This is a genomic window from Streptococcus sp. SPS1 (assembly GCF_030439915.1).
In the GTDB taxonomy this organism is placed as follows: domain Bacteria; phylum Bacillota; class Bacilli; order Lactobacillales; family Streptococcaceae; genus Streptococcus.
In genome coordinates this window covers 24,480-36,458 of the sequence record NZ_JAQFJG010000008.1, presented here as the reverse complement: position 1 = coordinate 36,458, position 11,979 = coordinate 24,480, and the positions used below count along the sequence as shown (strand labels likewise).

Sequence of the window (11,979 nt, the reverse complement as noted above, 5' to 3'; positions counted from 1 at the left end):
TAGCAGCTTTTATTCTTCTACAGTATCGTTTTCTGCTTCCAAATCTACCGAACCAGCTTCTTCCATAGCTTCAAATTCACTAGCAGACTTGATATCGATACGGTAACCAGTCAAGTGAGCTGCCAAGCGCACGTTTTGTCCACGACGACCAATGGCAAGGGAAAGCTTGTTATCAGGAACAACCACCAAGGCACGTTTGCTGTCGTTTTCGTCAAAGATAACTTGGTCAACCTCAGCAGGAGCGATGGCATTGTAGATAAATTCAGCTGGATCTGCTACCCACTCGATAACATCGATATTTTCTTCAATTGGCACCATACGATCATTCTTAGCATCGTAACGAGCTGGGTGGAATTTGCTAGTAATCTTCTTGATATTAGCACCACCACGTCCAACGATTGTACCGATAGCGTCCACGTTTGGATTGTGGCTACGAACGGCAACCTTGGTACGGTCACCAGCTTCACGAGCCACGCTCATGATTTCAACAGTTCCATCATAAACTTCTGGAATTTCTTGCTCCATCAAACGTTTGATCATTTCTGGATGGCTACGGCTAACAAAGACGTTGACACCGCGAGGGTTGTCTTCAACCTTGTAGACATAAACTTCAATACGATCATGAGAAGCAAAAACTTCCCCAGGGATTTGGTCTTGTTTTGACAATTGGGCTTCGATGCTACCAAGGTTGACATAGATGAAGCGGTTGTCAAAGCGTTCTACAGTACCAGACATGATTTCTTGTTCATGCTCTTTGTAAGTATTGTAAGTGATGGCACGTGTTTGCTTGCGCATTTTTTCCATGATGGTTTGTTTGGCAGATTGGGCTGCTACACGACCAAACTCAGCAGGTGCTTCTTCAAACTTGATTTTGTCACCAAGTTCATAGGCTGAATTGATGGCAAGAGCGTCTTTCAAGCTGATTTCCAAACGGCTATCAAATACTTCATCAACCACTTCACGGACAGTATAAACTGTAAAGTCACCTGTTTTTTCGTTGAAGTCAATAGCTACGCTGTCAGATTGACCATAGCGTCTGCGATAAGCGGAACGAAGCGACTCTACTACTGCGTCGATGATATCTTCTTTTTTGATTCCCTTGTCTTCTTCCAAAATGCGGAAGGCCTCTAGCATTTCTTTACTCATGTTTTCTTCACTTTTGAATCCTCAAAAGCTATCCTTTCTTTTTCTATAATTTAACTGCTAAACGTGCTTTTGATACTAAACTGTATGGAATTTGAACAGTTTTCTTACGTGTCTTGTCCATATATTCCATAGTCAACTCGTCCTCTTCGAAGGCCAACAAGGTTCCTTCAAAGACCTTTTGCTTATCGATGGCTTGGTAGAGCCCGACATGGATGTATTTCCCAACCGCTCCAGCAACGGCATCCTTGGTTTTTAAAGGACGTTCCAAGCCTGGACTGGTAATTTCTAGGAAATATTGTTCTGGGAAGGGATCTGGCTTGATGGTGTCTAGGACAGGACTGATCATTTCTGTCAAGTCCGCCGTGTCGTTCAAGGTAATTCCTTCAGGTTTATCTACAAAAATACTGAGAATCATGTCACTGCCAATCTTTCCATACTCGATATCCACGAGTTCGAAAGGTGCTTGGATGACAGGTTCTACAACTTCTCTGACTAATTCTACGATTGTTGCGATTGCGTCCACCTCCTCATAAGTAAGAGGCGAAGATATTTCCCCGCCTCTCTTTCTCATATTCTTACCCTTAGTATATCACATTTGCTAACTTATGTAAAGCAAAAGCACTTATACAGCCTGATTTCAGGCTATTTCTTAAAATTCTGCCTCAACACGGTAGATAACTTGCCCCTTGTTGGAGAATTTTTGCTCGTATTCTGTCATGACATTGCCTTCAAAATCACTAGCATGTAAGTCTAGCCAGACGCCGTTGAGCTTCATGCCATACTGAGAAAAGCTCACTAGGCTGTACTCAAACAAGCCACGGTTATCCGTCTTGAAATGAATTTCTCCATTTTCAGGCAAGATACGTTTGAAGGTATCCAAGAAGGTCTTGTAGGTCAAACGGCGCTTTTCATGGCGTTTTTTCGGCCATGGATCTGAAAAGTTCAGATACAAGCGATCAATTTCGCCATCTTCAAAGTAGTCAGTCAAGTCAGAACCATCTACCCACAAGAGCTTGATATTAGGTACTCCAACTTCAAGCACCTTGTCCAAAGCGTAGCTCAAAACAGACTTTTGAATATCAATCCCGATATAGTTGATATCAGGGTTTTGCTTGGCCATACCTGAAACAAAGGCACCCTTTCCACTTCCTACTTCCACATGAATGGGATTGTCGTTGCCAAACAAGTTCCGCCATTTCCCCTTGGCTTCCAAGGGATTGAGGACCACATACTGGGGATTTGCCTCTAGTAATTCTGTCGCCCCTTTACGATTTCTAACTCTCATCTTCTCTTTCCATACTTGTCTCGGAAGTGACGCAAGCCATGGATCTCCCGATTGACATTTTCTAAATCTTGGTTCATATAATACTTGGAAATCTGGCTCAAATAAGACAGTTGACCATACCAATACAATTTATTTAATACCGTCTGATTGTACTTGTAACCGTAGTAGGTCAACCATTCCTTCCACTGATGTTCTGGAATATAATGGCAGAGCATATGGGCCACATCAAACATGCGATCGGTCAAGCGAACCGAATCCCAATCTACCAAATAAATCAAGCCACTATCTGTCTCAATCCAATTACTATGTCGTACATCTCCATGGACAATGGTCGCATAGTCCTCTCTAAATCCTGGAATAGTCTGACGTAAATCAGCCATCACTTCACTGATAAAATGATTTTTACGCAAAGCATCTGGAGCCGTTTCTTGCCAAGACTGTAGTAAATCTACAGGTGTTTCCATGGCATATCCCAAACGACTCAACTGTGTCATCAAAGGACGTGAGCGATGAAGGCGGGTTAAAATATTGACGATTTGTTTACGATTCATATCATAGGGGGTCAATATCTTGCCTGTCAACCATTCTTGAGCACACATATCACGCCCATCTGCCAAACGGCGACTCCATAATAATTGTGGAGCAATTTGTTCTCTAGCTAGACCAGGTAGGATTGGAGAGGTGTTCATTTTTACAAAGATACGCTTCCCATCAGGATAGCTACCCATATAAGCCTTGCCACTTTTCCCAGGTATGGGAGTCAGTGTTAGCTCATTATCACCCAAATCCATTTCTTTCCTCCGTATAAAGTTTCCTTACTATTCTACTAGTTTTTGGCCTATTCGTCAACCGCTCCACGCCCGATTCTCAAAGAAAAGCCTCTGGATTGGCTTGGGTATCATTATAGAAAGAAAAAGGCAAGCACCGTCTTCTGCTTACCTTTCATGATTTTTATAAATAATATAAGAGTGGCCAAGCATTGTAAAACATGTGAACTAGAGTAGAAACCCATAGGTTTTGGCTCTTTTTATAGGCAAAGCCCAGCAACAAGCCCCCAAGTAGATAAAAAATAAACGAAGGGACATTAGAAGGTCCATGCATAAAAGAAAAGAGAGAGGAAGTTAGCACAAGCCCTAACCAAGAATTGTCAAAAACCGCACCTTGAAGAAGTCCTCTGAAAATGAGTTCCTCCTGGATTGGTCCAAAAACTGAGGTAATCAAAATCAAAGACAGAGAAATTCCTCTGCTGACTTCCGCCAAGTGTTGAACTCCTGCGCCAGAAGAAACAGCGAAGAAATGAATATAAACCAGCGTCTCAAGCACACTTAGAAGAAAGATTGCAATGAAAAGCAAAAGGTCTTTCTTGCTTAACATCCCAAAAGAAATCATTTCAAACTTTCTAGCATAAGTAACACTCAGCGAGGTTACAAGAAGACTTACAATAATCAATTCAGATTCATTTTGAAAAAAATCCCCGTGGTTAATCGTATAAGGAACTGTAATGACGATTAGTAGTACTAAAAATCCAAAACAAAAGGCATGAAATTTATCAAAAAACTTCATAAAATTATCCTCCTCAACAAACAAACTTCCCTACAAGTCATCCTTTAGATCTAGCCTTTCCAAAACAAACCATTTTAGTAGCCAAAATCCGACCACATAGCCAGCCCCTAAGAAGATAGCCATTAAAGCTAGCATGGAATTTAGGAAATTAAAGATCACCGCAGACACAAAGGTTAGCACAAAAATATTAAAAGCAATGGTGTCAGAAGCCAAGACCAGAATATGGTGTGTCAACCAGTCTAAGGTTTTGGAATCTAGGAAAAATAAGTGTTTATACATGATAACCTCCTCTATGGCTGAAAAGCAAGCCTTTGGTTTTTTTACCCCAAGACCCTATGTAGAAAAGTGAGCAAAAATGGTAAGTTTGCGAAAATATTATTGATCACATGCACCGCATAGGAAGGATAAATGCTCTTGGTATAGCGGGTCAAACTAGCAAAGATGATGCCAGATGTTGCAAAGATGAAGATATCTAACAAACTAGGCAGGCTTGAAAAATGAGGAAGAGCAAATAAAATTGACGGAAAGAGAAGATCCAGCCCCCACCTCGAATCCTTAAAGAAGGCATGTTGAAGCAATCCCCTACATACCAATTCTTCCATCAGAGGTCCTAGTACGATTAAGGTTAGTTAAACACCAAACTCCGCAAAATTTGTCTCACTATAGGCAATAAACAAATTCCACCCTTCATTAGTTCCCTGAACGTGTTTAGCTGTCAGATAGTTAAAGCAGATAAGTACAACAGCGGCTAACACCGTCAGAACAGAATAGCTCAACCACTTTTTTCTAGGGATACGAAAGAGATAAGCATGGCCCGACCTGACCAAAATCCAAACCATCAAGCCGATAAAGAGAAGACTGATGATGTTTCGAATCCAGATAATATTTCCTACCCAAGACGAGAACTCCCAATAATTGCTCCAAAATTGGGTCGTCCAAGACAGTCCGAAAAACAGAAACAAATAAGAAAGAATTGCACTCGTTTTGAAAAGAATAGCGTGTTTTTTCATATAAATCCTCCCTACTATCTACAAGACAGGATGGCTCGCCTTGCCAGTCTCTACTACTGCAAGATTAAGAAGACAGTTTGTTCTTTTTAAGACTGACCTGACTACTAGATAATAGATACATTAAGGCATTAAAGACAATGAAAATATGTCCATAGAATAAAATTAACCTCGCATCCAAACCAAGATAAAGTTTGACCATCAAATAGATGAGCAAAAGAATTTGAAACCATAAGGTTTTTCCAAGAATAAATTTAAAGCGATTTCGAATATCTACTTCCTTGATTTTTACCGCCACCCCTTTATTATCAAGAAGGAAAACGCCTGCTTCAAATAATCCACTGTAGAGAACAAGCCACCCAATCGATACATTAGAGATTTGTAAAAATGTCCCTAAAAGAATATTCAACATACTACTCACGAAAATAACAAGAAATAATCTGTATTTCATATTAAATACCTCCATTCATTTATTTCACGAACTTTTTAATAGAGCCTTCTACTCAAATATACTGCCAGAAGAGGATAGAAAGTTACTTTTTATAATACTTCAAACCCCAAATGAGCAGAAGCATGATAAGCAAGCAGAGAATAGCGCCAATATAGGCAATTAATTGTTGATAGAATTCTCCTGCTGTTATACCTCTATACAAACAAATAATAGACATAAAGCCTGTCAAGCCGATATACATGAGTTGATTGGTTCTAGGACTAACCAAATCATCATCTTCAAATTCTCTTATCCTCATTTCCCTAGTGAGGTAAACAGTAACCAAAATAGAGGCCAAGTTAATCACCACTAAAAGAAATTGGAAAACCAAGGAAAAATTTAAAAACTGACGAGATAAAAATAGATAGGTAGAGACAAGCAAGGGCAACTGACCTAGGAACAGTCTCGTAAGGAAGATATTCCGTTTTTTAGCAAGAAAAGTTTTCATTTCTTTGCTCCTTTCTTTTTCATTAAAGCAAAATAGATTATAACTGCAATCATATAGGCTATGGTATAAAATAGATGATACCAAATACTCTCCCTAAGCGGATAAAGAAGGATAGACATGATCAGATATAGAACGAAAATAATCAGTATTTTTTCTTCATAAGATTTCCTCCTAAATGTATGCTTTATCTTAGTTTAGCTACAACCTTTACACTGCTAGTATAGCACTCATTTTATCCTTGGAACACTCAAATCATAAATGGTCATCAAAACATCTTGAATTGTTAAAAATTAAAAAAGCAAGCATGAAAAACATACTTGCCCTTTACACCATATTGATACCAACTTAATTTGTAGATTTTTTATCCTGCTATCACATATCATTTTAACAGGCGAAACAATATTAAAGAAACTCCACTGTAGATTAAACTAGCGATAAAAAATCTTTTTATCTAATTAGATCTATCTTTATTCTTATTTGGAGATTTTAAAAATTTTTCCCTAATTAAAGAAGTAATAAAAGAAACAAACATGCCAACAACAAAAACAATAAGAAAAGTTTTGAAATCCATAATTACCTCCAAGTACACAGGCTCAAGCCTTTAAGCAAGCATAATAGCCAATGGTAACATTGTTTTTGCATTCACGAGGAATACCTCTTTTTACTTTCGTCCTATTACAACTTTAATAAGGTTAGTATACTACTATTTTTTAAAATTTTCCATCCAAATCACAAATGGTCATCAAAACATCTTGAATTGTTAAAAAATTTAAAAAGCAAGCATGGAAAACATACTTGCCCTGGGGGAACTTGACAATGTGAAAATACAAAATAGAAAACTACTCACCCTCACTTCCGTATGTTCTCATATATTCTCATAATCGCAACAAGGATAGCAGCTGTCCCACTTGCCAAAGCGAGAAGGGTAATAATAATGTTGAAGATTTCAGGCGTCCTCTCTATTCTGTTGATAAGACGGAGTAGGGATATAACTGTCAACTGAATCAGAAGTATGGATTCTCCTCTTATTAATGAAGTCAGTTGGTTTTCAACTGCATATAAAAAGACTGGTAGCATAACACAGGCTATAGCAATCACAAACAGGTTGCTCCCCGTTTCTTCTCCCTTGTTCACCACGGAAATCATGAGAAGATTTGATGCTATGATCAACGTAGAACAGATGATAAAAAAGGATTTCTTATTCATATAGGATACCTCAAATAATATAACATCCAACTTATTAAAAGTCAGGCTGGATAAAGAGAAAATTTATCTGTTAGCTTCTGCAAATTGAAACATTGTTTTTGTATTCACGAGGAATACTTTTTTTATTTTCGTCCTGTTAGAATATCGTATGCTTGTACTCCATCAAGCAACCCCATTCCATTAGATAGTATGTTGTCTAACTCCTCCATCTTTTCATCTGAAAATGTTATTTTTCAGCGTTGATTACTTTTTCATAGGTTGCTATCGTCCTTGACAGCACCATCTTCCATATTCTTCTCCAAGTGACTTCTTTTTCCTTGCCATTTCTTACCCCTTTATTTTACATTTTTTTAGTTCTGATTGTTGTTTTTCTTTCTCTTCGTCTTCTTTTATTTTGTTATGTCGTTCTTTCATAGTTTCTAAAATAAAGAATGTGAAGGATATAGTAAATGGAGCGCCTACATATTCTATAACATACTTCCAATTCCCGAAGCATTGACTAAAATAAGAAAAGAAAGATACAATTATCAAATAGGTAACTAAAACTGCTGTCATTCCACGTAATTCTTTCTTAAATATTGCACGTACTGTACGACTCATTTTCTTTCTCCTTTTACTGTTTTCTACTTCCGCTAATACTAACTACTTACCATACTTTTTTACCTATACATCAACTACTATTTAATTCTCTAAAAGTGGTTAGTTTTCTCCTCTATAAGAGTTGATATTCCACTTTCGACTACAACCTTAACAATGTTAGTATACTACTATTCTTTGAAATTTTCCATCCAAATCATAAATAGTCATCAAAACATCTTGAGGCGTTAAAATAATCGAAAAAGAAAGCATTTCGGAAATACTTGACCTTTTATCATTCAGTTCATATACAGTTATAATCTTTTATATATAAAATAAATACACCTATCTTCTCACTCTTGTCTATAGGCAAATGTTAGCTATATGTTATTACAAACAAATAATATCATTGCACCTGTTTACCATCTATTTTTATTTATGAATTTTTTGTTTCACTTTAATCATTATAGAAGCCAAAAAAAAACGCGACAGCTAGCCGAATCAGTTGGTAACTTTCTTCCTCTCCTGTTTTCGGTAATAATTTTTCATTCGAAGTAATAGATTCGCTTACATAATCAGTCCCCTTAACATCAGTTGAAGGAGTTTTATTTTCTTGAGCAGCATCAAAAATAGGTTTGGGAGTTTCCAATTGATTCTTATTGTCTAACATTGCTAAATTGTCAGATTGAGTAGTTTTAGCTTTAGTAGTTGAGTTTGTACTCTCCTCTTTCCCACTATTTTCACTATTAGAATTGGAATTAGCATTGGATATTTTCATTTCGGTTCTTTTTTCATCACTCATACCTTTGCTGTCGCTTACAACTTTATCACTAATACTCATGCTGTCATTTCTGGTTTTCTCATCACGGACACTTTCAGTTACTGTTTCCTCAGAAGATTTCACTGTCTCCGTTTGCTTAGGTGAGTTTCTCGAGTACATATAATCATACACCTGTTGTGCAGTTGCTCCGCCACCAACCCATCCAGATATCGGATGTCCATTTTTTAAATACAAAATTGTTGGTGTTCCTGGAATACCGACTTTTTTAAATAGAAACTCTCTCGCTTCCCCATCAAAATCCTTACCATCCAAATCATAATATTCTAACTTCTTTTCAATCAAGTTATTAAATTCTTTCAATTCAGGAGAAAATTGACGACAATGAGAGCAAGTTTTTCTACCAAAATAAATAGTATGTTCCAATTGATCCTCTGTAAAAGATTGACGAACGGCTTCAATATCTATCTTTTTAAAGTCCGTAACATTCTTCTCATACTCTTCTGGGGTTACAACAGAAGGCTTATGCTCCACCTTTTCCTTAGCCGATGGCAAATCTGGTGCCACAAGAGAACTATCATTCGCCCGAATAGATGAAGTAGTAGGCTGCTCTTCTGCATATACAACACCCGTAGTAATAGATGCAAATACAAGTGGTACAAGTAATAGCGATTTTATCTTTTGATTCTTCATAAGAATACTCCTTTACATTTGTTATCTTTATCTTACCTTATTTAAGATTACAAATTCATATAAATCTTAAATGGTCATCGAAACATCTTGAATTGCAAAAAAAATCATTATAAAAGGGTAAGTATTTCGAAAACACTTATCCCTTTATACTTCATTAAGCTCTACTTTTTATAATACTTCAAGCCCCACATAAGCAGAAGCATGATAAGCAAGCAGAGAATATCACCAATATAAGCGATTAATTGTTGGTATAATTTTCCTGCTGTGATACTTCTATACAAACAAATAATAGACATCAATCCTGTCAAGCCGATGAATATAAGTTGATTGGTTCTAGGACTAACCAAATCATCATCTTCAAACTCTCTTATCCTAACAGTAACTAAGATAAAAACCAAGTTGATAATCACTCAAAGAAATTGGAAAACTAAGGAAAAATTTAAAAACTGACGAAATAGAAACAAATAAGTAGAGACAAGCAAGGGCAACTACCCTAGTAGCACTCTCGCAAGGAAGATGTTCCGTATTTATCAAGAAAAGTTTTCATTTCTTTGTTCCTTTTCTATCTAACAGTTCAAAGCACTGTATATAACCTCTGTTACGTAGCTATGTGACGTTATTTAAAGATTAAATAGATAAGAAAAAGAGACACGTAATAGTAGCATTCATTAAGCCATGTACAACTACACAGGAATATAGATTTCTTTGCTTTATATAAAGACAACCCAATACAAGTCCTGTCACAAGATGCTGAGAAATAATCTCTCCATCATGAGCAAATCCAAAAAGAACAGCTGAAAGAAAGACAGCAAAAATAGGAGAATATTTTTCTAAAGTTCCTAAAATGATTCCTCTAAAGAGCATCTCCTCCAAAAGAGGTTGAGTAAAAGCAGTTGACAACCAAAATAGAACTGTATAAAAGAAACCACTAGTTTCCAAATGTTGAAAAAAGCTCAAAGAACTTGTATTATCATGGGCTTTTCCAAGGACGGTAGTAAAAAATATAAAACTAACTACTAAAATTAGATTAGCCAGATAAGCAAAAATAATCCATCTCAATTCTACCCACTTGATTGGTAAGCGATCTAAAGTAGTCTCATCCCCCCATCTCTTAACAAGATATACAATAATTGTTAAACATATAAAGAAAGATAAAAAGTAGACACCTACACCGAATACTTCTCCTATCACTCCGTCATAAAATCGTCTCACAACAGTTAATGGTACAACTTGAATAGCAAAAGTAAGTAAAAAGCAAGTAAGCACTTTTATAAAGATAAAACTTATGTTCTTCATAGTTTATCCTTTCTTTAATGTCTAGATGATTTTTTAGCATTGTCCCCTGTTTGTAGATTTGCTAATTCCATCTATGAAACCACAAATTGATCCAAGAAGTTGGTCGTAATTAGGAATTAAGGAAGTCCACCAAGGCATTCCACCTCCTTGAACTTGTATTAGTTTTTCTGCACTTAAAGTTTCAAAATATTTATTTTTCATGATATTATCTCCTTAGATACACAGTGGGCACATCGCATGCAATCTTCTTTGATTTTCAACATACAAATCAAATCCATCTCTTACTAAACTACCTACTCTATACCAGAATCCGTATGAATTATCTCCACCTTCAACGCAAGCAAGCATTTCAGTATCCATAACAGAAAATTGTGATATCATTTTTGTATCCATGACAAATACTCCTTTTTAAAAAAACTAAAATAAATCAGAATAGAATCCTCATAATTTTACTATAAGTCTTACCAACTTAGTCCCAATTTATCACCAACCATACCTCCTAAGCATGTTAATCCACCCCCAATTGCACCAATGTGTGCTCCAACAAATGCACCAGCAAGTCCAGCTACTCCTAAAGTGGCCAAACCTGCTCCAGTTCCACCAGTTATAGCTCCCGTAATGACTCCTCCAATCAGTGCATTTTGACAATCAGTGGAGCTATACCCCCCTTCAACTTTCGCAAGCATTTCAGTATCCATAACCTCTAACTGTGACAACATTTTTGTATTCATGATGAATACCTCCTTTTTATTTTCAATTTGTTACAAAGTCTTAAATTCAATAAACAAATAGATTTTTTATAGTATCTTTTTGATTTTCTTAAAAAAGTATATACGTCTACTATCTTCTTAAAGGTAGCAGTACCTATTTTTTAGTCTAAGATTTCAATAATCTTGAGTATCTAAAATATCTTAATTTCGTTATTCTCCTTGCAATAAAAAGTTTTACTATACTATTTATTAACTTGCAGAAAGCAAAAAATATTAGTAAATAATAGTTTATAGTTAAGTTTTTTATTCCTACCAATCCATCAACTAAGTAAAGCATCAACGATTACATAAACTATTGATAATATAATTAAAATTTTGCTAACTATCTTATTCTCATCATTCTTAGATAACTTTGATATTTTGTAAGTAAGTAAATAAGACAGTAAATTAATAGCGATAATAATACTATATTTAAGAATCATAATCTTACAAAGAGGACATAATTCCTGAACCTACACAAATAAGTGTTGCTGCTCCCCCAGTTATCGGACCAGTCGCAGCAGCTAATAGTACTGCTCCAATACAACCACCGATTGCAGACCCTAAATTGCCTCCTCCACTAACTATTTCGAGTTCTTCATTATCCATAACAGAAAATTGTGACATCATTTTTGTATCCATGACAAATACTCCTTTTTTATTTTTAATTTTTGTCCTGTTGCAACTTTGACAAGTTTAGTATATCATCGTTTTTTAAAGTTTTTCATCCAAATCTTGAATT

16 protein-coding genes and 3 pseudogenes are annotated in these 11,979 nt (G+C 36.2%); all 19 read right to left on the bottom strand.

The window, feature by feature from the left end:
* Nucleotides 1-9 precede the first annotated feature (9 nt).
* Nucleotides 10-1,146: a transcription termination factor NusA gene (nusA, locus tag PCY12_RS06925; RefSeq protein WP_000032274.1), complete on the bottom strand. Its 1,137-nt coding sequence runs from the start codon at nucleotides 1,144-1,146 to the stop codon at nucleotides 10-12.
* Between the two features lie 43 nt (nucleotides 1,147-1,189).
* Nucleotides 1,190-1,669, bottom strand: coding sequence for a ribosome maturation factor RimP (rimP, locus tag PCY12_RS06920; protein WP_050230440.1), 480 nt, complete (start codon nucleotides 1,667-1,669; stop codon nucleotides 1,190-1,192).
* Between the two features lie 126 nt (nucleotides 1,670-1,795).
* Nucleotides 1,796-2,431 (bottom strand): tRNA (guanosine(46)-N7)-methyltransferase TrmB, encoded by a 636-nt coding sequence (gene trmB, locus PCY12_RS06915; protein WP_001266103.1) that lies wholly within the window; start codon nucleotides 2,429-2,431, stop codon nucleotides 1,796-1,798.
* Nucleotides 2,428-3,222, bottom strand: a complete 795-nt coding sequence (ccrZ, locus tag PCY12_RS06910) for a cell cycle regulator CcrZ (RefSeq protein WP_000363005.1) — start codon at nucleotides 3,220-3,222, stop codon at nucleotides 2,428-2,430. The genes trmB and ccrZ overlap by 4 nt, the downstream gene beginning before the upstream one ends.
* Before the next feature lie 160 nt (nucleotides 3,223-3,382).
* On the bottom strand, nucleotides 3,383-3,994 hold the full coding sequence (locus tag PCY12_RS06905; protein ID WP_301352178.1) for a type II CAAX endopeptidase family protein: 612 nt from the start codon (nucleotides 3,992-3,994) through the stop codon (nucleotides 3,383-3,385).
* A gap of 30 nt (nucleotides 3,995-4,024) precedes the next feature.
* On the bottom strand, nucleotides 4,025-4,273 hold the full coding sequence (gene blpZ / locus PCY12_RS06900) for an immunity protein BlpZ (protein ID WP_301352177.1): 249 nt from the start codon (nucleotides 4,271-4,273) through the stop codon (nucleotides 4,025-4,027).
* 41 nt (nucleotides 4,274-4,314) lie between these two features.
* Nucleotides 4,315-5,004, bottom strand: a pseudogene (locus PCY12_RS06895) (lysostaphin resistance A-like protein).
* Between the two features lie 64 nt (nucleotides 5,005-5,068).
* Nucleotides 5,069-5,452 carry an immunity protein gene (locus PCY12_RS06890; RefSeq protein WP_301352176.1) on the bottom strand — a complete coding sequence of 128 codons (384 nt, stop codon included), beginning with the start codon at nucleotides 5,450-5,452 and terminating at the stop codon, nucleotides 5,069-5,071.
* A gap of 82 nt (nucleotides 5,453-5,534) precedes the next feature.
* Complete coding sequence (locus PCY12_RS06885) at nucleotides 5,535-5,939, bottom strand: hypothetical protein (RefSeq protein WP_000846947.1); 405 nt, start codon at nucleotides 5,937-5,939, stop codon at nucleotides 5,535-5,537.
* The gene (locus tag PCY12_RS06880; protein ID WP_301352225.1) at nucleotides 5,936-6,127 is read right to left on the bottom strand and encodes a hypothetical protein; all 192 of its coding nucleotides are present in this window, start codon (nucleotides 6,125-6,127) and stop codon (nucleotides 5,936-5,938) included. Before PCY12_RS06880 ends, PCY12_RS06885 begins: the two co-directional genes overlap by 4 nt.
* A 661-nt stretch (nucleotides 6,128-6,788) precedes the next feature.
* Nucleotides 6,789-7,145 (bottom strand): hypothetical protein, encoded by a 357-nt coding sequence (locus tag PCY12_RS06870; RefSeq protein ID WP_140833405.1) that lies wholly within the window; start codon nucleotides 7,143-7,145, stop codon nucleotides 6,789-6,791.
* 327 nt (nucleotides 7,146-7,472) lie between these two features.
* Nucleotides 7,473-7,745, bottom strand: a complete 273-nt coding sequence (locus PCY12_RS06865; RefSeq protein WP_049533701.1) for a hypothetical protein — start codon at nucleotides 7,743-7,745, stop codon at nucleotides 7,473-7,475.
* Between the two features lie 408 nt (nucleotides 7,746-8,153).
* A pseudogene (locus tag PCY12_RS06860) lies at nucleotides 8,154-9,192 on the bottom strand (thioredoxin domain-containing protein).
* Between the two features lie 161 nt (nucleotides 9,193-9,353).
* A pseudogene (locus PCY12_RS06855) lies at nucleotides 9,354-9,739 on the bottom strand (immunity protein).
* Between the two features lie 80 nt (nucleotides 9,740-9,819).
* A complete protein-coding gene (locus PCY12_RS06850; RefSeq protein WP_049533698.1) occupies nucleotides 9,820-10,488 on the bottom strand; it encodes a CPBP family intramembrane glutamic endopeptidase in 669 nt (222 codons plus the stop codon).
* A 33-nt stretch (nucleotides 10,489-10,521) separates the two neighbouring features.
* Nucleotides 10,522-10,689 carry a hypothetical protein gene (locus tag PCY12_RS06845; RefSeq protein WP_153226613.1) on the bottom strand — a complete coding sequence of 56 codons (168 nt, stop codon included), beginning with the start codon at nucleotides 10,687-10,689 and terminating at the stop codon, nucleotides 10,522-10,524.
* Nucleotides 10,690-10,701: 12 nt separating this feature from the next.
* The gene (locus tag PCY12_RS10335; RefSeq protein WP_049533696.1) at nucleotides 10,702-10,881 is read right to left on the bottom strand and encodes a bacteriocin class II family protein; all 180 of its coding nucleotides are present in this window, start codon (nucleotides 10,879-10,881) and stop codon (nucleotides 10,702-10,704) included.
* A gap of 68 nt (nucleotides 10,882-10,949) precedes the next feature.
* A complete protein-coding gene (gene blpJ, locus PCY12_RS06835) occupies nucleotides 10,950-11,219 on the bottom strand; it encodes a bacteriocin-like peptide BlpJ (RefSeq protein ID WP_049533694.1) in 270 nt (89 codons plus the stop codon).
* A gap of 465 nt (nucleotides 11,220-11,684) precedes the next feature.
* Nucleotides 11,685-11,879 (bottom strand): bacteriocin-like peptide BlpI, encoded by a 195-nt coding sequence (gene blpI, locus PCY12_RS06830; protein WP_049533692.1) that lies wholly within the window; start codon nucleotides 11,877-11,879, stop codon nucleotides 11,685-11,687.
* Between the last annotated feature and the right edge of the window lie 100 nt (nucleotides 11,880-11,979).